The sequence below is a fragment of the Paenibacillus sp. SN-8-1 genome, from assembly GCF_050995535.1.
GTDB lineage: Bacteria > Bacillota > Bacilli > Paenibacillales > Paenibacillaceae > Fontibacillus.
Map to the genome: position 1 here is coordinate 3240578 of NZ_CP194782.1, position 22806 is coordinate 3263383.

At 48.4% G+C, this 22806-nt stretch carries 24 protein-coding genes; 7 read left to right on the forward strand and 17 right to left on the reverse strand.

Going from position 1 to position 22806, the window contains the following annotated elements; translation table 11 throughout:
* Nucleotides 1-31: 31 nt before the first annotated feature.
* From ACRRNK_RS15785 to ACRRNK_RS15795, 3 genes are all read right to left on the reverse strand, one after another.
* A complete protein-coding gene (locus ACRRNK_RS15785) occupies nucleotides 32-367 on the reverse strand; it encodes a hypothetical protein (RefSeq protein ID WP_127200835.1) in 336 nt (111 codons plus the stop codon).
* Nucleotides 368-455: 88 nt separating this feature from the next.
* On the reverse strand, nucleotides 456-1028 hold the full coding sequence (locus ACRRNK_RS15790) for a xanthine phosphoribosyltransferase (protein WP_433943673.1): 573 nt from the start codon (nucleotides 1026-1028) through the stop codon (nucleotides 456-458).
* Nucleotides 1029-1053: 25 nt separating this feature from the next.
* On the reverse strand, nucleotides 1054-1713 hold the full coding sequence (locus ACRRNK_RS15795; protein WP_433943674.1) for a DedA family protein: 660 nt from the start codon (nucleotides 1711-1713) through the stop codon (nucleotides 1054-1056).
* Nucleotides 1714-1895: 182 nt separating this feature from the next.
* Here ACRRNK_RS15795 and ACRRNK_RS15800 point away from each other — a divergent pair, with 182 nt between their 5' ends.
* Nucleotides 1896-2936 carry a YkvI family membrane protein gene (locus ACRRNK_RS15800; protein WP_433943675.1) on the forward strand — a complete coding sequence of 347 codons (1041 nt, stop codon included), beginning with the start codon at nucleotides 1896-1898 and terminating at the stop codon, nucleotides 2934-2936.
* A gap of 19 nt (nucleotides 2937-2955) precedes the next feature.
* Here the strand turns inward: ACRRNK_RS15800 and ACRRNK_RS15805 are convergent, their stop codons facing one another.
* Nucleotides 2956-4080: a glycosyltransferase family 4 protein gene (locus ACRRNK_RS15805; protein ID WP_433943676.1), complete on the reverse strand. Its 1125-nt coding sequence runs from the start codon at nucleotides 4078-4080 to the stop codon at nucleotides 2956-2958.
* Nucleotides 4081-4256: 176 nt separating this feature from the next.
* On the opposite strand from ACRRNK_RS15805, the gene ACRRNK_RS15810 reads away from it, so the two are divergent.
* Nucleotides 4257-5654, forward strand: coding sequence for an RsmF rRNA methyltransferase first C-terminal domain-containing protein (locus ACRRNK_RS15810; protein WP_433946912.1), 1398 nt, complete (start codon nucleotides 4257-4259; stop codon nucleotides 5652-5654).
* A gap of 112 nt (nucleotides 5655-5766) precedes the next feature.
* On the opposite strand, the gene ACRRNK_RS15815 is transcribed toward ACRRNK_RS15810, so the two are convergent.
* The 6 genes from ACRRNK_RS15815 to ACRRNK_RS15840 form a co-directional block, all read right to left on the reverse strand.
* Nucleotides 5767-6564 (reverse strand): Cof-type HAD-IIB family hydrolase, encoded by a 798-nt coding sequence (locus tag ACRRNK_RS15815; RefSeq protein ID WP_433943677.1) that lies wholly within the window; start codon nucleotides 6562-6564, stop codon nucleotides 5767-5769.
* Nucleotides 6565-6624: 60 nt separating this feature from the next.
* Entirely contained in the window at nucleotides 6625-7365 is a 741-nt protein-coding gene (locus ACRRNK_RS15820) for a pseudouridine synthase (protein WP_433943678.1), read from the reverse strand.
* Nucleotides 7366-7369: 4 nt separating this feature from the next.
* On the reverse strand, nucleotides 7370-8905 hold the full coding sequence (locus tag ACRRNK_RS15825) for an RsmB/NOP family class I SAM-dependent RNA methyltransferase (RefSeq protein ID WP_433943679.1): 1536 nt from the start codon (nucleotides 8903-8905) through the stop codon (nucleotides 7370-7372).
* A gap of 63 nt (nucleotides 8906-8968) precedes the next feature.
* Nucleotides 8969-9442, reverse strand: coding sequence for a DUF309 domain-containing protein (locus ACRRNK_RS15830; RefSeq protein WP_433943680.1), 474 nt, complete (start codon nucleotides 9440-9442; stop codon nucleotides 8969-8971).
* Complete coding sequence (locus ACRRNK_RS15835; protein ID WP_433943681.1) at nucleotides 9432-10244, reverse strand: GTP pyrophosphokinase; 813 nt, start codon at nucleotides 10242-10244, stop codon at nucleotides 9432-9434. Before ACRRNK_RS15835 ends, ACRRNK_RS15830 begins: the two co-directional genes overlap by 11 nt.
* Nucleotides 10245-10275: 31 nt before the next feature.
* Nucleotides 10276-11370, reverse strand: a complete 1095-nt coding sequence (locus tag ACRRNK_RS15840) for a quinone-dependent dihydroorotate dehydrogenase (protein ID WP_433943682.1) — start codon at nucleotides 11368-11370, stop codon at nucleotides 10276-10278.
* Between the two features lie 211 nt (nucleotides 11371-11581).
* On the opposite strand from ACRRNK_RS15840, the gene ACRRNK_RS15845 reads away from it, so the two are divergent.
* Complete coding sequence (locus ACRRNK_RS15845; RefSeq protein WP_433943683.1) at nucleotides 11582-11719, forward strand: hypothetical protein; 138 nt, start codon at nucleotides 11582-11584, stop codon at nucleotides 11717-11719.
* On the opposite strand, the gene ACRRNK_RS15850 is transcribed toward ACRRNK_RS15845, so the two are convergent.
* From ACRRNK_RS15850 to ACRRNK_RS15860, 3 genes are all read right to left on the reverse strand, one after another.
* Nucleotides 11716-13140 (reverse strand): L,D-transpeptidase, encoded by a 1425-nt coding sequence (locus tag ACRRNK_RS15850; protein WP_433943684.1) that lies wholly within the window; start codon nucleotides 13138-13140, stop codon nucleotides 11716-11718. The genes ACRRNK_RS15845 and ACRRNK_RS15850 overlap by 4 nt on opposite strands.
* Before the next feature lie 265 nt (nucleotides 13141-13405).
* Nucleotides 13406-13648: a ferredoxin gene (locus ACRRNK_RS15855; RefSeq protein WP_251375774.1), complete on the reverse strand. Its 243-nt coding sequence runs from the start codon at nucleotides 13646-13648 to the stop codon at nucleotides 13406-13408.
* A gap of 118 nt (nucleotides 13649-13766) precedes the next feature.
* Nucleotides 13767-15053, reverse strand: coding sequence for a DNA polymerase IV (locus tag ACRRNK_RS15860; RefSeq protein ID WP_433943685.1), 1287 nt, complete (start codon nucleotides 15051-15053; stop codon nucleotides 13767-13769).
* 144 nt (nucleotides 15054-15197) lie between these two features.
* On the opposite strand from ACRRNK_RS15860, the gene cimA reads away from it, so the two are divergent.
* On the forward strand, nucleotides 15198-16814 hold the full coding sequence (gene cimA, locus ACRRNK_RS15865) for a citramalate synthase (RefSeq protein ID WP_433943686.1): 1617 nt from the start codon (nucleotides 15198-15200) through the stop codon (nucleotides 16812-16814).
* A 104-nt stretch (nucleotides 16815-16918) separates the two neighbouring features.
* On the opposite strand, the gene ACRRNK_RS15870 is transcribed toward cimA, so the two are convergent.
* Nucleotides 16919-17494: a TlpA family protein disulfide reductase gene (locus ACRRNK_RS15870; RefSeq protein WP_433943687.1), complete on the reverse strand. Its 576-nt coding sequence runs from the start codon at nucleotides 17492-17494 to the stop codon at nucleotides 16919-16921.
* A 133-nt stretch (nucleotides 17495-17627) separates the two neighbouring features.
* On the opposite strand from ACRRNK_RS15870, the gene ACRRNK_RS15875 reads away from it, so the two are divergent.
* Complete coding sequence (locus tag ACRRNK_RS15875; RefSeq protein WP_433943688.1) at nucleotides 17628-18074, forward strand: M67 family metallopeptidase; 447 nt, start codon at nucleotides 17628-17630, stop codon at nucleotides 18072-18074.
* Here ACRRNK_RS15875 and ACRRNK_RS15880 read toward each other — a convergent pair.
* From ACRRNK_RS15880 to ACRRNK_RS15890, 3 genes are read right to left on the reverse strand one after another with little or no spacing between them, the layout of a single operon-like run.
* Nucleotides 18060-18794 carry an exonuclease domain-containing protein gene (locus ACRRNK_RS15880; RefSeq protein WP_433943689.1) on the reverse strand — a complete coding sequence of 245 codons (735 nt, stop codon included), beginning with the start codon at nucleotides 18792-18794 and terminating at the stop codon, nucleotides 18060-18062. The genes ACRRNK_RS15875 and ACRRNK_RS15880 overlap by 15 nt on opposite strands.
* Nucleotides 18791-19867, reverse strand: coding sequence for a DUF294 nucleotidyltransferase-like domain-containing protein (locus ACRRNK_RS15885; RefSeq protein ID WP_433943690.1), 1077 nt, complete (start codon nucleotides 19865-19867; stop codon nucleotides 18791-18793). The genes ACRRNK_RS15880 and ACRRNK_RS15885 overlap by 4 nt, the downstream gene beginning before the upstream one ends.
* A 34-nt stretch (nucleotides 19868-19901) precedes the next feature.
* The gene (locus ACRRNK_RS15890) at nucleotides 19902-21338 is read right to left on the reverse strand and encodes an ammonium transporter (protein ID WP_433943691.1); all 1437 of its coding nucleotides are present in this window, start codon (nucleotides 21336-21338) and stop codon (nucleotides 19902-19904) included.
* A gap of 322 nt (nucleotides 21339-21660) precedes the next feature.
* On the opposite strand from ACRRNK_RS15890, the gene ACRRNK_RS15895 reads away from it, so the two are divergent.
* A complete protein-coding gene (locus ACRRNK_RS15895; RefSeq protein ID WP_433943692.1) occupies nucleotides 21661-22092 on the forward strand; it encodes a MerR family transcriptional regulator in 432 nt (143 codons plus the stop codon).
* 23 nt (nucleotides 22093-22115) lie between these two features.
* On the forward strand, nucleotides 22116-22796 hold the full coding sequence (locus ACRRNK_RS15900; protein ID WP_433943693.1) for a zinc metallopeptidase: 681 nt from the start codon (nucleotides 22116-22118) through the stop codon (nucleotides 22794-22796).
* The last annotated feature ends 10 nt before the right edge of the window (nucleotides 22797-22806 follow it).

Here is a 22806-nt window from a genome sequence, read left to right on the forward strand (position 1 = left end):
CCGTGTATATCAAAAGGCATTACTCCCTATTTTATCTCTGTGCGTGTTCTTTGCTATCGTTCTTCTCAAACCAGAAGTCAAGCACTTTAGCTGACATCACACGTTCTTCAATGTATGCTACCTGCTGAGGACTAAATTCTTCTCTCCAAGGAAAAGAGAGATCCTCACACATTCCCGCAATGGTTAGCAGCTGTGACCAGGCTACGTACCGTTTGTACCAAAAGAACTGCGGATGTTCCAGCATATAGGGATAAAGGTCATCAAATTCTGTATGTTTGCAATCAAGAGCTCGCTCAAAGGTAACCTTGGCTTCACTTAGCTTCGTAACAAAATATTCTGCATTTACTACCGGTTGTTGTTCCCCCATGTAGTTGCCTCCTCTCCCTACTTATCTCTTATTATAACTGAAAAGAAAGGCTCTGCAAAGGACTGTTATGAAATTGATTCCAATTTGCCTAGTCTTCAAACGTGACTTTACCGTCATTTAAAGACAAAATCCGCACCAACGATTCAAGTCGGATTCCTTGCTCGCGAATTGCTTTGCCTCCAGCCTGGAAGCTCTTCTCCACAACGATGCCAACACCAACCAATTCAGCACCCGAGCGCTGAATAATCTTCACCAAACCACGCGCCGCGTCGCCATTGGCAATAATATCATCAATGAACAAAATTCGGTCATTCTCCGAAATGTATTGTTTGGACAGAAGAATATCGGTCACTATTCCTTTGGTGAAAGATGGAACACGCTCGCACAGCGCATCCGGGTCGGCCAGAAGCGTCTTCTTCCGACGTGCGAATACGAGTGGAACTCCAAGCTCATAGGCGGTAGCAAAAGCTGCAGGAATACCCGACGATTCAACGGTAACTACCCGGGTAACTCCGTCTTCACGGAATCTTGCGGCAAATTCCTTGCCCATTTGCATCGTCAGCTCGGGATCCACTTGATGATTAAGAAGCCCGTCGAGCTTAAGCACCTGGTCCGAGATGACAACACCTTCTTCCAGGATTCTTTGTTTTAATGCTTCCATGGTTTTCTCCTCCTAAGGATATAATCTAATCTGCGTTCTCTGATTGGTTAGGCTGGTTAGCCTGTCCCCGCTCAGCCTTGCTTAATCTGCTTGCTTTTAAATTCCGAATGAACAGATAAATGATGACTCCAATCAATGAAAGTACGATAACCAGAAGAGCCATGCGCCACATATGGTGATGAACAAAGAAGGCCATTTTTCTCCAGTGATGTCCTACGGTGGCTCCAAGAGCCATAAAGGTTGTACACCATATGGCAGCACCTATGCTTGCGTAGGTCAGATATAAATAAAGTGGAAGCCGATATACCCCGGACAAATATGAGGTTAGCTGACGCAGACCCGGGACGAAATAACCGAACAGCACACTCCAGTTCCCATAGCGTGCGAACCATTTCTCGGTTGTGGCCAGCCTGCTCGGGGTAATGAATATCCATTTGCCGAATTTATGAAGCAGTGGTGTTCCAATTACTCTCCCCAGCGTGTAGCTCAGAATCATTCCCGTCATACTTCCGAGAAAAGTCATAAGCAGTGCGATCCAGAACACAAAGTGCCCTTCTGCTGTCAGCCCTCCAAATGTCACAACCAGTGTTTCATCGGGTACAGGAATGCCCATAAAGCCCAATGCCAGTAGTCCGAACATAGCCAAATAACCATATTGGGCGATATAAGACATAATTACACTCAAAATATATCTCACCTTTCTAAGATAAAGCGCAAGCGCTGCTCAAGAATGGACATGTTCCAGTCATGTCCCGTTCCCGTTCCACATACCTTGTACTATATATAGCACAGATCCGGGTCGTTCGGAAGTCATGTACTTCCAAAGTTACCCTCTGGGAGCTCCGCGAAACGGTAAGGAGGAAAAAGATGAAAGATGCCGTCAAAGTCTTACAGATCGGCTTCACGTATATCGGCACGATCGTTGGAGCCGGTTTTGCAACAGGTCAGGAGATTATTAAATTTTTCACGCAATACGGCAAATGGGGCGCGTTCACAATTCTGCTGGCGACCGTCCTATTTATTTGGCTCGGCACCAAAATGATGCTTCTCGCCCATGACATTAAAGCTTCCTCCTACGAGGATTTGAACCGCCGCCTGTTCGGACATCAAGCCGGAGGCTTAATCAGCATATTTACTCTAGTAGTCCTCATGGGTGTGAACAGTGTTATGCTGGCCGGCGCAGGCTCGGTCTTCATGGAGCATCTGGGGCTCCATTATCAGACTGGGCTTTGGATTACAATGATCGGAACCTACCTGCTGCTTCACCGCGGTATACAGGCTATCCTGCAGCTGAACTCCATCGTGGTTCCCCTCATGCTTATCCTGTCGATAATTATAATCGGCAACACCGCGGGTATGCCTGAGGCTTCCCGCTTCCTGACTTATACAACTGACAGAAGCTTAAGTGCAGCATGGGCTTCCCCGTTGATGTATACGGCCTTTAACCTAGGCATGGCTCAGGCGGTTCTCGTTCCGATCGGGAGTCATACCAGGAACAGAAAGGTACTTATCTGGGGCGGCACGCTAGGAGGCCTGGGAGTTGGATTCCTGCTTCTAGCGGGACACTTCGCCCTATCTGCCCATATGCCGGGTATCACGCAATTCGAGATTCCGATGGGTCATATCGCCAATCATTTAGGTTCAATTGTAAGAATTGTCTATGTTATCTTAATATTCCTCGAAATCTTCAGCACTTTCGTAGCCGATATCTACGGCGTGGCCTTACAGATCAAGCAGCGTCTTCGGATTGGGCCAAAGCTGCTGTCCCTTATTCTGCTTCTGGTATGTTACATTACCAGTCAATTCGGATTCAGCTCGCTGCTGTCTGTGCTGTATCCGTTATTCGGCCTGTTTTCTCTTATCTGGGTCATTATGCTAGTGCTCCATAGGAATGAGAGGACAACCTGAGTGCAGGAAATCCCTGCGCTTAGGGTTGATATTGCAAATATACTTTCTTCAGTTCATGAACAGCACGGGCGATGGAATATTCTCGCTTCGCTTTCTCCCAGCCCGTACGTGCCAAGGCATACCGGTAAGAAGGGTCCAGAATGACGGACTCCAGAGCTGAAGCCAGCGCATCAGAGTCTTCAGACGGAACTAACAATCCCCCTACCCCATGTTCAATCTGCTCTGCGATACCTCCAACCTCCGTACCCACCAGAGCGAGGCAGCACAAGGCGGCTTCCGCAAATACGGAACCAAATGCCTCAGCGCGAGACGGAAGAACAAATATATCAAAGAAGGGCATGAATTCTTCTGGATGAAGTGTATACCCGTAGAAGATTGTCTCTTCGTAGATTCCAAGATCCTGGGCCATCTTTTCCAGTTCAGGACGTATAGGTCCATCTCCGATAATATGCAGGACATAAGGGTGTCCCTTGCGTTTAAGCTTCGAGCAAGCCTCAAGCAGAATATCCAGACCTTTAGCCGGGACGAGCCGGCAGACTGTTACGAGCTGGGCGACCTCGTTATCATGGGCGATTGGCTTGAACCTTTTCTCGTCGAAACCATTTGAGATAACTCCAATTTCTTCCGGGCGCTCCACATGCGGAGCTAAATAATCAACAAAAGACCGTGAGACAGTTAGCATTTGGTCGGTCCGATGCTCAAGCTCTCTATAAAGGGAGGTCAGGAACCTTTGCTCTGGTCCCCCTTCCCGAATGGTTCCATTAAGAAGAAGCTCCCGCTCATAGCTGGAGTGGATCGTCTGAATAACGGGTGTATCCGGAAATATCTCCTTCATGGCAAGTCCCGTAATCGGATGATGGGCATGTATTAGATCATAAGGACGCTGTATACGCAGCTTCGTCCACCAGAGGTAATCCCGGTATGTCTGTATATACTTTTGGACAACCGCACTGTCTGCAAATTCAGTCCAGTCAAAAGTCTGAAACTTCACTTGATCCGTACCTTTACTGCGAATTCGCTTGGGGATGGAGAATATATCCATTTCCCAGTGGGGCGGATTAAATCTCTCCTGCAAATAAGGAATCATGGATGATACACCGCCAGGCTGTTCAGGCGGGAAGAATAAGGCCTGCAATAATTTCATAGGGTTGCCCCTTTCTCTGTTCTATAACGCCTGTCAGCGTCGTCTGTTTCTCCATTATGCCATAGGTATGAAGGAACATCCATTTCCCTTTTGTGAATCAAATTCCTTTGTGATAAACTGCTAATACTTTGTAGTTTCATAGAGGGAACGGACAATTGGAAGGAGTATAACCTATGATGGAGCAACTGACACTGCCCGCAGACTACCGTAGAAGTATGATTGACCTGCTTGGAGCTGAAGAAGCTGAGCAGTTTCTTAAGAGCTATGATAAGCCAAGAGCATACGGGCTCAGATTAAATACACTGAAGACGAATCAATCGTCTCCTGTGATGGAGGTTATGAGGAATCAGTTCCATCTAAGGGAGGTTCCTTGGTGTCAGAGCGGATTTTATTATGAAGAAAGTTCACGTCCTGGTAAGCACCCTTACCACGCAGCCGGACTTTATTATATTCAGGAGCCTTCGGCAATGTCAGCGGTCGAGCTTCTCGCTCCCGAACCCGGGGAGACCATTCTGGATCTCGCTGGGGCGCCTGGAGGCAAGACAACCCAAATTGCCGCCAGAATGATGGGGGAAGGCCTGCTTATTGCCAACGAGATCCATCCTCAACGGGCCAAGATTCTGGCAGAGAACGTCGAACGCTGGGGAATCCGCAATACAGTGGTTACTCAGTCCACCCCGGAGGGGCTATCCTCCAGGTTCCCACAGACCTTTGACCGGATTATGCTTGACGCTCCCTGTTCCGGGGAAGGTATGTTCCGCAAAGATCCTGAGGCGGTAAAAGAATGGTCCGCGCGTTCGGTAGAGGCGTGTGCGGCAAGGCAATGGGATATCATTCATGATGCCATTAAGATGCTCAAACCTGGCGGCCGACTCGCCTACTCCACCTGTACCTTCAACCGCAAAGAGAATGAAGAGACCATTGCCCGCTTGTTAGACACATACCCCTTCATGAGTCTGGTGACAGAGAAGCGCATTTGGCCTCACAAGCACGAGGGGGAAGGCCACTATGTGGCACTTTTGCAGAGAGAGAATGCTACAGAAGAACAGTTTATCAAGCAAGAGAATGCAAGAGAACCTAAAGGCGGGAGAAAAGGAAAAGCTGGAAAAGCCGCTGCTCCCTCAAAAGAGACACTCACAGCCTGGGAAGCCTTCCGTTCCTGGGCGGATGAGGACCTTCCCGGTTACGTCCATACGGAAGGAAGCCCCGAGCTGTTCGGTGAGGCCCTCTACTGGCTGCCGCGAAGCAGCGGGCTGCCTCTGAGGATGAGCCAGCTCAGTGGACTCAAGCTGCCCAGAGCCGGTCTGCATCTCGGTGAGCTGAAGAAAGGCAGATTCCAGCCCAGTCATGCTCTGGCTATGGCTTCCTCTGCCGGGCAAGCTGCCCGCACCTGGGACCTTGATCCTTCGTCACCTGAAGCAGCGGCCTACCTGCGAGGTGAGACACTTCCTGTTCCAGACACGCTGAAGGGCTGGACCCTGGTTACCGTGTCTGGATACCCGCTCGACTTCGGCAAAGCCAGCGGAGGTCAGCTGAAGAATCATCTGCCCAAGGGGCTGAGAATCCACCTTTGATCAAGGTGGAACGTCTGAATCCATTCCATAGGTGCCGAGCTAGCCATCTCGTCGCTATGATAATTAAAAAAAGTCTGCTGAGATCAGAAATCCTCAGCAGACTTTTACTATTTTACAGGCAGTACTTCTCCAAAGCCAAACGTACGCCTTCCTCATTATTCGATGCTGTCACATCCTGTGCTGCCGCCTTCACCTCAAGCGGTGAGTTATCCATTGCAATTCCCAGCCCCGCAAACGTAAGCATCGTAATATCATTATAGAAATTGCCAATCGCCATAACCTGTTCAGCAGGGATCCCCCGCTGTTTGGCAAGCTGTTTCAACGCGTTCCCTTTCGATGCCTCGGGATGCATCAAGTCTATGAAATAATCGCCGCTGCGCAGCATGTTAAGTTCATGAGTCCATAAATTCCAATCCGCTTCGACCTTATTCATCGTATCTGTCAACCCGGACGCCGTCATCTTGACAATAGGCTCGGAGAAGTCGACCCAAGCCGGTAGATCAAGCGGTTCAATCAAAAACTTGTGGTACATATCCAGGACATCTGGTCCAATCTCATCCAGCTTGTCGACATAAATGCCGTAGGTAGTATTCACGTCAAAGTGAACCCCATTCTTGCGGCAATAATCAATATAAGGCTCAAGCGCAGAAGGCTCGACTGAGAACTCATGCACAATCTCCCGTGTAGTTACATCCACAGTCGCCGCTCCGTTATGCGTAATTACATAACCTCCAAGCCCCATTGATTCCATAAAAGGAATGCAGCTTAGCGGAGCTCTTCCTGTGCATAGAACAATCTCGGTCCCTTGCGCGGCTACTCTCTTGATCGTCTCTGCCGTAGCTGACGTAAGCACGTGATTATCGTCCAGCAGTGTTCCATCCACATCTAATGCAATCAGTTTGTATTCCAATGATCTCCACCCTCTCTATGTATAATTAATTATATAACATAATTACACTGTCCGCCTAATTCAGCGAAGTAAGGCTAATTCATCTTCCGTTAGTTCACGGAAAGCCCCCTTGGGCAAAGCTTCATCCAGTGCAAGGCGGCCCATCGACACTCTTTTCAAATAGAGGACCTTAGAGCCTACGGCTTCAAACATTCTCTTCACCTGATGGAACTTGCCTTCCGAGATAGTCAGCAGAATCCGGCTGACGGGTCCATCTCCATCATGACCCTGCCCGGTAATAACCAGCTTTGCCGGAAGCGTTACGTAACCATCATCCAGTTCTACTCCCTGCTCAAAGCGCACCACTTCGTCTTCCCCAATCAGGCCGCGTACGTCTGCATAATAAGTTTTGGGGACATGCTTACGCGGAGACAGCAGATCATGAGCCAGTTGTCCATCATTCGTGAGCAGCAGCAGCCCTTCTGTATCCTTATCGAGCCGGCCTACCGGGAATGGATTGAATACCTTATATTTATCCGGAAGCAGATCAATTACGGTTCTATCTCTGGTATCTTCGGTTGCCGAGATTACCCCCGCAGGCTTGTGCAGCATGATATAGATGAATTCCCGGTAAAATACAGGCTCCCCATCTACTTCAATCCGGTCCATATAAGGGTCCGCCTGGGCTCCACTGTCTTTCAATACCTGTCCATTAAGCGAGACGCGGCCCTGTTTGACCATTTTTTTGAGGTCCGCTCTGGAGCCGATCCCCAGATGCCCCAGGATCTTGTCTACCCGCTGTGTCTTTTTTCCTTTATTCATCGGTCTAGGTCCACCTCCACCCCGCAGGGTACTCGTTCTTAAGCATTCCGTCCAGCCACTTGCCCCATCCCGCAGAGTATCCGTCTATACAGACGAGCACATAACCCTTTGGCTCTACACCTTCCATGCACTGAATTCGATCCGGGGAGATCGCCAGCGTCTCTCCCTTCAGATAGCGAACCGCTTCCCCGTCTTCGGAGGATAAAGATAGCGTGCGCAGGGCTTCATCTGGGCGCAGCGCAGCGGCAAGTGGATGACCCGGAGTGAACCTTCCGTTCTTCACCGTACCCACATACCAGCCTGGACGTACCGTTTTGAGCCCATTCAGCCGGTCCTTGGCTATTGGGGACAAGTATACATTGCCCCCGAACATAATCGGCTCGCCCTCGCTGTTCAGCTTCAAATTGGACGCCGCGAAGCTGCTCCAGGTGCCCAACAGCTCCTGTTCAGTAGGCTCCGTCCTCTCAGGCGGTCCATTCTTCTTGCGCCGTGACAGCTTGTCCTTCGCCGGGCGGCGATTCTCGCTTATGCGCACCATTTCAGGTTCAGCTGCCTGAACATTCAAGGCTTCGATTCCGGCCATAGTACCGTTATGCTGGAGCACAGCCACAAAGTGGCCTTCGCCTTCAATGAGGTGAGGCCACAATCTGCCGCAATTTGAAGTCTGGCTTGCCGCATCTGCGGTATAGTCATGATCTCCCTCGCTTGTGTCCCCCGGCTTCAGCCATTCAGGACGCCCCCCAGAGATCCCCCATTCCTGCGGAATGGGCTTGATGCTGAACTCAGGATGCCTGCTTATGAAGGCGGCAATCATGCCCTCATTCTCTTCAGGGGCAAATGTACAGGTAGAGTATACGATGGTCCCGCCCGGGGCCAGCAGCTCAGCCGCACTTCGTAATATATCCTTCTGCATTGCTTCGCATTTCATGACTGAATGCTTTTCCCATTGACGGGCCATATCCGCATCCTTACGGAACATGCCTTCTCCGGAGCAAGGGGCATCGATCAATATCCGGTTAAAGAAGTGTGGAAACGCCTTAGCGATCCGATCCGGAGCCTCATTCAGCACCACTGCGTTCCTTACCCCGTAAAGTTCTATATTCTTGGCCAATGCTTTTGTCCGTTCCGAGCTGATATCATTGGTTACTAGGATTCCTGTCCCTTGAAGCTTCCCCGCAATTTGTGTGGATTTGCCCCCGGGCGCTGCACACAGATCAAGCACCCGGTCACCCGGCTGAACCCCCAAAGCCTCCACAGGAGCCATAGCGCTTGGTTCCTGAATGTAGTAGAGTCCGGCATGATAATATGGATGCTTACCCGGCTTCAGCCCTTCCTCAGTATAATAACCGGTACTGCACCAAGGGATAGGACGAACTGGAAAAGGAACGATTTGTTCAAACTCTGCCTGATTAATCTTAAGCAGATTCGCCCGGACTCCCGAAAAGTGCGGCGCATGATAAGAATCCAAAAAAGCAGGATACTCATCTCCAAGCAGTTTCTCCATCCTTTCCAGAAATACAGGAGGCAATTGTACGGCCATACAGACACCCTCTCTAATTCGCAAGCGGCCCGCTGCCAGATTTGCAAGCAGCGGGCCGTGAGATTATTTATCGTTGTTCTTCTGATCCCGCAGCGCATGCTTCTCTCCACGCTGAGGATGAATTTGAATCGGTATGTTAGGCATAAGTTCCGAAGAAACCATATCCACAGCACGCTTCAGTTCAGAATCTATAATTTGAATGGTGAAGTCGTAGTATTGGACGGGCTCCGCTTGATAATGGTCCAGCTTATCCACTAGCTGCCTTATGTCTTCTTTCAATCTGGCCAAATTAATCCCCAGGCTGTCATCCGCATAATTCTGAAGCTTATCCGATGCTGACTGAAGCATCTTATAGCTGCCTTTAATATTTCCTCTGCGGAAGTGAAATAACCCTACCGCCACCTGAAGCAGCCCTTTATACAGAGGTTCACGATTCCGGGCGAGCCACAATTCTTCGAGAACCTCATGACATTCGAAATAATCACGATCCCGGTTGAAATAGATAAGATACGCTATATAGAGCGGATCATACTTCATCCGTGCTCTCCGCCCTGCGTGCGGCCTTCAGAAGAGCTTTAACTTCATCAACCAGATCTTTCATTGAAGCCAGGTCTTTCGCTTCCCAAAGCTCATTGAACCGCCGCTGAGCATCAATCGCTTCGTTGACGAGATGATAGAAATACAGCTGATGTATGGAATTCAATGCTTGGGTCACTAGACTAGAATCGTCCTCGAACGATTTCTGCGCATCGAGAATTTCCTGGCGGATGCTGGACATCTCATTATCAAGGACAAAGGCGGCCTCGGCAGCCTTCTTCAGACGCTCACGCATGTCTTCGGGCAGGCTATCACGGTATTTATAATTCAGAGAGTGCTCGATCGTAGCCCAGAAATTCATAGCCAGTGTGCGAATCTGAATTTCGGCCAGCACCATCTTCTGTTCTAGAGCTGTCTGTACCGGATACTCCACAATCATATGGAAGCTGCGATAGCCGCTGTCTTTGTAATTAGTAATATAATCTTTCTCATACAAGACTTTCAGGTCTTTTCTATTGCGAATATATTCAGCCACTCTCCGGATATCCTCAGCGAACTGACACATGATCCGGATTCCCGCAATATCTTCAATTCCAGTCTCCAGTTGATCCATAGATACATTTAGGCGCTTGGCCTTATCCAGGATGCTGGATATTTTCTTAACCCTTCCAGTTACAAATTCAATCGGCGCATACTCTTCCCGTTTCTTAAGCTCGGATCGCATGGTCTTGAATTTAACTTTCAACTCTTCTACAGCCTGTTCATACGGAAGCAAAAATGTTCCCCAATCTCTGCCATCCATTCTGTGTGCTCCTCTCTAGCTCCCGGCGCGCTTAACGGTGGTTGGCTCCTACCGCTTCAGATATATGGGTGAACCCGTCACGCGCGAGCAGCTCGCGTAATCCGCGGTGTATCCGGCGATTTATCTCCGGTCCTTCATATATTAGCGCGGTATATATCTCCACCAGGCTTGCGCCGGCACGAATTTTCTCATAGGCATCCTCACTGTTGAAGATGCCCCCAGATCCAATGATCGGCAGCCGACCTTCGGTCTGACGGTATATTCTTGAAATGATCTCGGTGGAGCGCTGCTTCAGCGGACGTCCACTAAGTCCACCAGTCTCCTTGGCATTCGTGTGCGTAAGACCTTCGCGGGAAATGGTTGTATTGGTTGCGATAATCCCCGATACGCCGCTTGCTGCAATGGTATCCACCATATATTCCAGTTCCTCATCACTCACATCCGGAGCTATCTTAACCAGAACCGCCTTGGACTTTCCTGATCTCTCATTATGAACCTTCATCTCATGCATCACCGAAGACAACAAGGAAGCAAGCTCACTCCCATGCTGAAGCGCGCGAAGATCCGGTGTATTGGGTGAACTGATGTTAACCACGAAAAAGTCAGCATGCGGATATAGAGCGGAAATACATTTCTCATAATCCAGATGCGCTTCTTCATTCGGAGTCACTTTGTTCTTGCCGATGTTCACGGCAATAGGAATCCGCCGGGCCGGCAGAGCTGCCAATGTATTCGCCATCGCCTCCGCACCCTTGTTATTGAAGCCCATTCTATTGATGAAAGCTTCGTCTGGAGGCAGACGGAACAACCGCGGCTGATCATTACCCGGCTGACCGACAGGCGTTACAGTTCCAACCTCCATAAATCCGAAGCCAATCGAGGAGAATCCCTCTACTGCTTCCGCGTTCTTATCCAAACCAGCAGCCAAACCGACCGGTGTCGGGAAATGGATGCCGAACAAATCAACTGCCAAATCCGGTGTTTCGTTCACACCGTATAATTTATTGAGAAGCGAAATGCCTCCCGGCATCTTGGCCGTTTTATGTAATCCGCCGATCACTAAATGGTGTGCCTTCTCGGGATCTATTCGGAAGAATACGGGTTTCCCCACGTTGCGATATAACACTGTTTACTCACTCCGTTCCTATCTCGGGTGGACATTTTGCCCCATTTCCCAGTTTAGCGTTTTCTAAGTGAAAAGAAAAGTCTTGAACAAAGGTCCATGAATTCAAGGACAAACCATATAGATATTCAGATTGAAAGCCATTACAATAAAAATGTACGGCTTTTGATTTTCTAATATTGTATGTAGAAGAGTTATGAAAGGGGTAAGCTCTATGTCCACCAAACGCAAACCGCCAACACTTCATCAAAAGAAAGAAGAAGTAAACAAAAAGGCGTTAATCTGGAGCGGCTCTATATTAATTGCCATCGTGATTGTATTTACCGTACTCCTGATCTGGAGCAAGGGCTAATTCAACCAATGATACGTCTTACGGGGATTGGTCTGATTCTGTCTGTCCGGGATAACAAAACGTTCATCTGAACTCCCCCCGAGATCAGGCACAGTCCCCTTTCCAATCGTTACCTTGGTTCCGGCCGGAGCAAGATCGAACAGCTCCTCCACATCCTCCTTGCTCATTCGAATACAGCCCTTCGATTCATCCTTCCCGACACTGTCCGGCTCATTCGTCCCATGGATGGCATAATTCGTATCCGAAAGCTGCATACCGCGGCTGCCAAATTCCCCATTGTCTCTCCCATTCGGATTGATGACTTTCTCCGTGATGACATAGGTACCTTCTGGGGTTCGATCACCACCAAGGCCTATCGTATAGCTTCGAACAACCACATTCCCGCTTACCAAGGCAAGCTGATGACTGCTCTTATCAACCAGGATTGCCAACGGCTGAACAAAGAAGGGCTCTTGTCCTGCGGCTGCTGCCTTACTTTGACTTGAGTTGGCATTGCTGCCTGATGCAGCGCTGGGAGGGATAAAGCTCTTCTCGGCATCGATCTGTTGCTTAGCATGCTGAAGTGCCTGCTTGAAGGCTTGTTCGAGCTCCGGGCTGGTTCCGGCAATCCAGTTGTTCGGATAGGGCTTGGCCAGCTCGCTTATTCCTACCGGGAGATGTCCATTTTTTTGTGTAAAATGACGGATTGCTGAAGACACCACCGCATACGCTTCCTGCTCCTTCGTCCACTGCCGCGCTTTCTTCCGAAGCGGTCCGGCATCCGGCGGCTTGCAATCGCAGCTCTTCGCATCGAAAGCCTGCACAGCGGATCTGCCGCTGGCCGCATCGCGCTCAACCGTAAACATCACAGGCATATTCCGCTTCCACAGCAGCCAGCGTCCCTTCTGCTCCATGCCAAGTACCGCAGTTAAACGAGCCTTGGGCTTCGTACTACCCAGCAGCTCTCCTACAGCCGCCGCCCTCCTGGAAGCATCTCCAAGAGGGCGCGCTGTGAACGCCAAGGAGGCTTTTTTGCGTAGAACTGGGGTTGCTTCGTCCATAGACACTTCAGGCAGAGTATATAGTTCTTCCACGGATGGATCATAGTCTGAACTTGCAGCATCCGTATGAATCCAAGGATCATCCATAGTGGGGATGATCATTAGCAACAAGAACATAAGAGCGAGGAGCAGCTTGCGTCTGCGCTTACTCCGTTTCTCCTTTTGGGCAGATGCCTCCATTAGCCTTGCTTCATACTCTTTCCATACTTCTGCAGGAACTTTGCTGCTTTCAAACGCCTCGTAGATCTGACCAGCCTTATTAAAACAGTAATTGGCCTTCCCTGCCTGCCCGCCTCTTTCGTATTCCTTCCCGAGCAAATACCATGCCATTTTGTTGCCCGGATGCATCTGCACATATTTCTTGAGGTATGACGGATTCATCGAAACCCCCTTAATTTATAGAGCTAATCCCATAAAAAGCCCATTATTTTCCATGCCAATATGTATATTTCTATTTATTTATCGGCAGAGGGCCAGGAACAAATCAGAGTCTAAAGGAACAGATTGGAAAGACAAGACTTATTACCCATGAGTGAAGCCTAAATAATAACTTATTATGACTGGCAACTTACAAAGACAAAGAGACACCCTCCACCTAGTTGGCGGAAGATGTCTCCTGGTCAGCAAGAACTGCTATAGAAGGGTCTTAGCCCTCTTTGTTAAATGGAGTATCAGCAATCTTTATGGAATCTGTCGGGCAGCCATCGCAAGCGTCCTGCAGATCATCATACAGATCTTCACCAATTTCCGTGTTACCATGGTTGGCGTCATTCTTGTAGATAACTTCTGCCAAACCTTCATCATCGTAATCGTAAATATCTGGAGCTGTTGCGCCGCATGCGCCGCACGCGATGCAAGTGTCTTTCTCAACCCAAGTATATTTCGCCATATTAATCTGCCTCCTAATATAAGACGGTACAAGTCCGGTGCGTTCCACCATGTTCAATATAATATAATATAACCACAATTTCAAATGATTTCAGCGGGCCAACCAGTGATAATCATTATCATTCTTCCCGCTTCTCACGCAGAAAATCCGTCTGCAGCGAGGTCCCCCGAATCTTGTGGTTTCGAATTAGCGTGGAAGGGTCATCGCCAAGCATACCTGCAGTAAGTACGGCATTCTCTCCAAACTTGTCCCTCAGCATATCCATAGCCTTGGTAAGCTGCTCTTTCTTCGGCTGCTTCTCATAATCGAACAGGTCGAGCTGAAGCGCGGATTCCTCTTTGGGAACAAGGTTCTGAAGTGTAATCCCGAGAAGCCGTACAGGGCGGTCCTCTTTCCAGTGCTTGCTGTACAATTTACAGGCTTCCCGGTAGATGTCATCCATATTCTCAGTTAGCCTGCCCAAAGTTTGAGAGCGGGTAATTGTCTTCATGTCCGGTGTGCGGATCGTAATTTGTACGGTCTGAGCCATCATATGCTGTCTTCGGAGCCGCCGAGCTACCTGGTCGGCTAGGTTCAGCATGACCCGGGAGACGTCTTCCATACTGCTGATGTCTCTCGGGAGCGTGGTTGTGTGACCGACTGATTTATTCTTGCCCTGGTCCTCTTTCACAGGAGAATCATCAATGCCGTATGCGGCCTGCTTCATCCAGAGCCCCATCACCCCAAATCGTTCTGACAGCACTCGTTCATCTGTTCCGGCCAACTGGCCCAGAGTATAGATTCCCATCCGCTGGAGCTTCTCCGCTGTCTTCCTGCCTATTCCATACATTTCACCGCACGGTCTATCCCATAGAAGCTTCGGCACATCCCTAATCCGAACCACGGTAATTCCATTTGGCTTCTTCATATCCGACCCCATCTTGGCCAGCAGCTTATTCGGAGCAATGCCAATGGAGCATGGAAGCCCAAGCTCCATCATAATTCTCTCCTGGATCTCCTGCGCGATCTCCAGCGGGGTGCCAAACTGCTTCGAGCCCGTTATATCCAGGTAACACTCATCAATGGAGACGGCTTGAAGAAGGGGGGTGTATCCATAGGCAATATTCATGAAGGCTTTGGAATACTTGCGGTATAGATGAAAATTTGGAGCAATTACAATCAAATCCGGACAAATTTTAAGCGCCTGGCTCACCAGCATGCCTGTTGAAATTCCTAGATGCCGGGCAGCATACGAGCAGGTCACGATGACGCCCTTACGAAGCTCTACACTCCCCGCAACAGCTGTCGGCTTATTCTTATATTTGTCCGGCTCCTCGGCCTCATGAACCGAGCAATAGAAAGCGTTCATATCAATATGTAATATGACCCGGCCTTTAGCGGGATAATAATCCTCCACGTTCCTCACCGGAATCCCTCATTTCAGAAAAAATAACGGTTTTATGCAAAAAATCCGAATCCGTGTTACATTTAAAAAAACAAATGATATAATATTTCATTATACCAAAAATAACGATAACTTTTCATGACTTTTAAAGGGGGACTCTCCACTATGTCAAAGGCCTTATCCATCTTCGACACAACCTTGCGCGACGGCACACAAGGCGAAGGAATCAGTTTGTCTGCGGACGACAAATTAAAGATCGCCACGAAGCTCGATCAGCTAGGTGTGCACTACATTGAAGGCGGCATTCCGGGGAGCAATAATAAAGATATCGAATTCTTCAAACGGGTTAAAAGCCTGGGACTAAACGCCAAGATCGTTGCCTTTGGCAGCACACGCCGGAAAGACAGCATCGCAGATCAGGACGCGAACTTGAACCGCATCATTGAATCCGGTGTCCAGGCAGCGACATTGGTCGGGAAGTCATGGGATTTCCATGTCCATACTGCCCTCCAGACCTCGCTGGAAGAGAATCTGGCTATGATCTATGATTCAATTGCCTATTTAAAGCAGAAAGGACTCGAAGTCATCTTTGATGCCGAGCATTTCTTCGATGGATACAAGAACAATCCGGAATATGCGCTTGCCGTCATGAAGAAAGCTGAGGAAGCCGGAGCGGACTGGCTCGTCATGTGCGATACGAACGGCGGTACCCTGCCGCATGAAGTCCATAATATTGTATCCGTTCTGGCAGGAAGTGTTACAGGCTCCTCGCTAGGAATTCATACCCATAATGACTGCGAACTGGCTGTAGCGAACTCTCTTAGCGCGGTTCAAGCAGGGGCTAAGCAAATTCAAGGTACGATGAACGGATATGGCGAGCGTTGCGGAAATGCCAATCTCTGCAGTATCATCCCTAATCTACAGCTCAAGATGGGTTATGAAGTGCTTGAACCTGCCAAATTAGCCCAGCTCACAAACACTGCCCGCTATGTCAGCGAGATTGCCAACGTGCATATGCCTAATAATCAACCCTATGTTGGAACCTCAGCCTTTGCCCACAAAGGCGGCATCCATGTATCGGCCATTCTCAGGGATTCCCGTACTTACGAGCATGTAGCGCCTGAGACCGTTGGGAACAAGCAGCGGGTTCTCGTCTCCGAACTCGCCGGTCAGAGCAACATTCTCTCCAAGGCTCAAGATATGGGAATTGACTTTGACCCGAGCAATGAAGAGACCAAAGAAGTGATTAACCGGATCAAAAATCTTGAACATCAGGGCTACCAGTTCGAAGCGGCCGATGCTTCTCTTGAACTGCTGCTAAGGCAGGCCAACGGTGAATTGACGGAATTGTTCGTATTCGAGTCCTTTAAGATGTTAGTTGAGAAAACAGCAGGCAGACCTGTTGTATCGGAAGCTTTTGTCAAAATCAATATCGGCGGTTCCAGCGTCTATACAGCAGCTGAAGGTAACGGACCCGTTAACGCGCTGGACAACGCACTTCGTAAAGCACTTATTACCTACTTCCCGCGCTTAAACGAAATGCATCTGTCCGATTATAAAGTCCGCGTATTGGATGAAATGGATGCTACAGCTTCCAAGGTACGGGTTCTTATTGAATCTCGCGACCTCTCAACCTCTTGGAACACTGTGGGCGTATCCGGCAATGTGATCGAAGCCAGCTGGGAAGCGCTTGTTGATAGTATTCGCTATGCCCTTCTTGGGGAGACCCAACTTGAGAACCAGGAAGTCTCAGCACAGCGGGGCGGACTAGTGAACCATTGATTTTGGATGACGACATCATATAAAATGTATAACTGACATCAAAGGCCCGACTAATCCTCTTTCAGGAGAAGTCGGGCCTTATTCACAAACAGTAATACATTTTATTACATTTTAACCAAATTTTCTAATTTTTGTTCCAATTGCTCAGCAGAGAGCGTTCCAATAATAACATCCTGAATGACGCCATTACGATCAATTAACACATTCGTCGGGAAGGCAACCCCGTTGTACTTACGATAAGCGACTTCCTTCTCATCGAGAAGGACGGGGAAGGTCATCTTGTACTGCCGGACAAACTCCTTCGCTTTAGAAAGCTGATCGTACATGGTAACATTGACACTATAGACATCAAGGCTCTGGCTGTACTTGTCAGCCATTTTGACCAGATCTGGCGCTTCTTCCTTGCAAGGATCACACCATGAAGCCCAGAAGTTGACAAGCAGTGGCTTATCACGCTTCCCGCCTACTTGATACGTCTTCCCGTCAAGGCCTGTTAATGTAAATGAAGGAGCGGCCGCGCCTGGCTTCAGGCCACTTTTGGCTAATGCTGTTGCACTTAGTGAAGGCTGCTGCTTGTCCTCGGAACTGAACCAGGACAGGATTCCTTGATTCGAGTTTTGATATAAGGCCACACCGAGAAGCAGAGCAATTCCAAGCAGGATGAAGCCATTTCGTCTCATTGATCTCTTTCCTTTGCATTAGGGTATTTTCTTATACTTTTCTATTATTGTACCCTTAATGCGCAATTTGTTACAGGCATCCTATAAATAGATGGATTACACTTTCCATATAGATTCAAAAGGAGCGAATACCATGCATCTTCAATCCAGACAGAAATGTATTATAACGCCCGAAACACGTCGATTATTAGTTACTCATTTATACCGAGTCTTTCCTGAAGAAGGCTGCGGGGCACTTCTTGGCAGTCAGACAGACGACGGATGGGTCATTGATCATTTCCAGCCGATCCGCAATACAGCGAGTAATCCGATGCACAAATTCACACTAGATCCTACTGGATGGATTACTTCCAGCTTCAATCCAAGGCTGCTTGGCATATTCCATACCCATCCTTCCTCATCTCCTGAGCCTTCTGCGGAGGATTTATTACAACTGCAGCTATTTGGGGAAATGGTACCTCTATACCTGATTGCCTCACGAACCACAATAAACGGTGAACCGGACGCCGAAATTGGCGCTTACACAGTTCACCGTCAACCTAATGGATTATTCACTTTAGAACCTCTAACTCTTGCTTAGAAAAACATATAAGTCCCCTAGAGTTAATACCTTCTTCTGTCTCAGTCTCGGGATAAGCGCCGCCCATAAGGCGGCGGTCATCTTGGAGTCTTCTAATGCGTGATGACGTACGGTAATTTCGATTCCGTAGACATTTAACCAATCATCCAGACTTGTAATGCCTCTGGTTGGCTCCAGCTTGCCCGCGATCATCATTGTATCCAGAACCCGGTGCTCCAAATGTGTCCTCGTCGTTCTCCAGAGGGCATGGTTAAGGAAAGATTTATCGTGTGCGCTCCCATGGGCGATAAGAACTCTGTCATCGATGAAAGACATGAAATCATGAAGAGACTCAACAAGCGGAGGAGCCTGATTGGACATTTCCTGGGTAATACCGGTCAGCTCCATAATCGATTTAGAAATCGGCTGAGAAGGCCTGCTGAGCGCATGAAATGTCTGATCGGTAATTCGGTCACCTTCCATTTTCACAGCACCAAAAGATAGTATTTCATCCCCATAACGGGTATGGAAACCCGAAGTTTCGAGATCAAATACAGCCGTCTTCAGTTCAGTTAGCGGGATATGCAGAGTCTCCGGCCTCCGCTGCCCTTTGGTTAGCGATCTAATAAAAGCAATCTGCTGAACACTAGAACTTCCTGTCATTGAAGCCAAGGAAGCAGGAATCGATCGTGCCTTCAGCGCGTCCCAGAAACCTCCGCTTCTCTTCGCAGGCTCTCTCATAGACCTTTCCTTTCCGAGAACCGCAGCTGTCTCTGAAGGGTTCTGTACAACAGCTTTACTGCACCAAGGCTCTCTCTTAGCTCACGCAAAACATCTTTCTGCTTCATTAGAGAAGGGCTCAAATATGAACTGCCCTGAAGCATGCCTTCGTAGACTGAATACGAAGTTAGCGATCTTAACTTAAGCGTAGTATGAAAAGAGTGACGGCAGGCATCCAGCCATTGGCCAGGGATCGCTTCCAGCTGGATTAATTTACGCAGGCGCTCTATCGTTGACGTCTCTTGAATGCCATATTGAAGTGAAATACAGCGCAGCCCGTTCACAAGCGGCATGTAGAGTCCATACTTAATATCAAAGCTTCCAGCATGCTCTCCAAAAGGCTCGGTGATCACTTGACCCAGAACGTTCAACCCTGCCTTGTGCCTAACCGTCCCACGAAGTAATGCAGCTGTCAGCATATCGCTGGGCTCCATCACCTTCTGGAAGATATTCTTCCACTCAACCTCAAGTCCACTACTCCCTGCAATAAACCTCATATCCGAGGCAATATTCAAATACCTCATTTGTTCCCACTGCAGCTCATCTCGCCAGCCCTGCAGCTGTCTCTTCCACCCACTCAGGGTGTGACGCCACACCGGATTAGACAGCATAACGTTCCCCGGACAAGGCGGGTATCCGACCTTTTCCAATATTTTAGATAAAGTGGCAGCAAAATATTTGTAGTAAATCTCGCTTCGCTCTCCCCCGCCTTCACCGATAATCAGGCCATTATCCTGATCACTCCATAGCGTCTGCTCAGAGCGTCCTCCGCTGCCGAATGCAACAAAGGCATAAGGGACAGGCGGTACGCCAATTCCCTCAGCTTCCATTACTCTTTCCGCCAGATAGGCTGAACGAATCATCACTTCATCATGCATTCGGTTAACGGCACGGTTCCACTCCGGCGTAGGCAGTGTCCTAAAGCCCTCCAATAATCGGCTTTGTTCTTTGATTCTCTCTGCCCGTAATGTACGGGGGGAGGAAGCTGCACGTATGCCCGCATAGTTATTCTCATAGGCCAGCGCTTCTGACATGACTGCCCCACTCCCTCTCCCTGATTAATATCACTTATTTAATTACACTAATTGATCCAAGTTCCGATGAACTGCGAGTTAATGCAGGCTCTGTACCCATATCACCTACAAGTGCTTGCATTTGTTCAGGGTAACCATAAGCGCCGTGCTCACTAATATCCAGTCCCATCATTTCCTCTTCCTCGGTAACCCGAATGCCGATCAGCCATTTCATACCAGCCAGCACCAGGAACGAAGCTACCAGAACGAAGGCAAAGGTTCCAGCAACGCCCAGAAGCTGTACGCCGAGTTGATCGAATCCACCGCCATAGAACAAGCCGGGCTTACCCACTCCCGTCGTCGCCACCAGTTCTGGTGTAGCGAACAGACCTGTGGAGATCGCCCCCCAAATACCGGCGATGCCGTGCACAGATACGGCTGAGATAGGATCATCAAGTCCTGCACGCTCCAACCATTTTCCAGACAAGAAACCAATGATTCCTGCTACCGCACCAATTACTACCGCTGCCCATGCATCTACAAATGCACATGAACCTGTGATAGCTACGAATGCAGCAAGCACACCATTAAGCATACTGGAAATATCCGACTTACCTGCAAATACCCATGAAATAAACAATGCTGCCAATGCTCCTGCGGCTGCGGCAATATTGGTTGTAAGAGCTACATAACCGAAGAATCCATCGCCGAGTGGGGTCAGTGCGCTACCAGGGTTAAAGCCGAACCATCCGATCCAGATAATAATAACGCCAAGTACCGTCAACACTTGGTTATGTCCTTGAATTACGTTTGGTTTGCCTTCTTTATTATATTTTCCAAGACGCGGTTTAAGCAGGAACGTGGCAGCAAGTGCCGCCGTTGCACCAGTCAAATGCACGACCGTAGAACCAGCGTAGTCTTGCATACCCAAGCTTCCGAGCCAGCCACCACCCCATACCCAGTGAGCAACAACGGGATAAATAAGGATCATAAACAATGTTCCAAAAATAATATATACGCTTAATTTCGCACGTTCTGCCATCCCCCCGCACGCTATAGCAAGAGAGACTGCTGCAAATGACAGCTGGAACAGGAACTTCACGTTCAAGGAGACATCAGATGCTGCCAGCGAGGCGAATGAACCCGCAGCACTATCTCCACTAAACAAGAACCCGGTTGTTCCCCAGAAGCTGTTCCCGTTCCCGAATCCGAATGCAAATCCCGCCGCCCAGAAGGCGATTACGGATATACCCAGAGTCAATACGGTCTTGCCAGCAACGTGACCTGCATTCTTCATTCTTACAGACCCGGCTTCCAATAAGGCAAAGCCAGCCTGCATGAAGAACACAAGCAAGGCCGCCAAGAACACAAACATCGTATTAAGGCCAATTTCCAATACCGGCGCTGTAACCTCATCGGCTGCAAAAGCAGATACTGGAAAAGCCATAATCAATATTGCCGTAATTAAACCAACGATCCACTTCCTCTTCATTGAAGACCCACTCCTTAATGTCATGTTATCTAACATAATTCTATTTGTTAATGTGATTATAAAACCTTATTAACAAAAAGTACAATAAAAAATTGTTAAAATAGGCTAAAAAATAATAAATACATAACTTATAATGTTATATATATGTAATGTTCGTTTGATTTTCACTCTTTTTATGAAAGCGTAACGTTTGACTGTATACTTTTGAATCGTGTATTATACATTTATAAGAGGATCGTTCATTCCACCAATTTATTGTAGAAAGAACAACCTATATAGAGGGATTGGATATGAGAATTTAGGGAGTGATTATATTGGAGATATGAAGCTTTACCGCATAGGTGAATTGGCCAAACACGCCAATGTGAGCGAAAGAACGATTGATTACTATACGAAGATGGGACTAATCACACCAGAGTCCCGTACACTTAAGAACTACCGTCTCTATAATCATGAAACTTTGGTAAGACTTGAGCGTATTAACCAAATGAAACAGGAGAAATATACGTTGGAAGAAATACGGGCCAAACTGGATCTGTGGAATAATATCAGCAGTGAGGAAGAGGTCACGGAGAAGCTAACCGCGCTGGAGATTCATATGCAGCAGCTGGAGCGTGAAGTCAAGGAACTGGAGCCCATCATCTCCCAGCTTCAGCCTAATCAAATCAACCGTGCTTTTACTCATCTGATGCCTCAAAGCATGGCCTGTATAGAAGCCATCCGTATTCTGCTTAATCATGGGCCATTTACCTAATTTCACGGTTGGAGGAATGAACAATGTATTTTGACGGGATGTATATTCTTATTATTATTGCTTTTATATTCTCTTTATGGGCTCAATTCCGAGTATCCGGGACTTTCAAGAAATGGGCCGAGGTCCCTAACTTACGTGGAATGACCGGTCAGGAAGCAGCAAGGCATATGCTCGATTCCAACGGTCTATATGATGTACCGGTTGAACCCGTTAGAGGAACGCTTACAGACCATTACGATCCGATCGCACGTGTCGTTCGTCTGTCCGAGCCCGTCTACTATGAGAGATCCATTTCGGCCGTATCCGTTGCCTGTCACGAGGTAGGTCACGCCATACAGCATAAAGTTCACTATCCAATGCTGGTTCTTCGTCACAGAATGTTCCCGGTCGTAAATTTTGCTTCCGGATTTGCTCCGTTCCTTCTCCTAGCCGGATTTATCTTCGGATTAATGAATCTGGTTGGTCTTGGCATTATCTTCTTCTCTGCAGCGGTAGCTTTCCAACTTGTTACCCTGCCCGTTGAATTCAATGCGAGTAACCGAGCACGAGAAGTCATGGTTTCACAGGGATATATTACGAATGAAGAAGAACGCGGTGTGGCTAAGGTATTGAACGCTGCTGCACTGACTTATGTAGCTGCTGCCCTTGTTGCTCTGCTTGAGTTGATTCGTTATATTCTTATCTTCACCAGCAATCGCGATTAACCCTCAGACG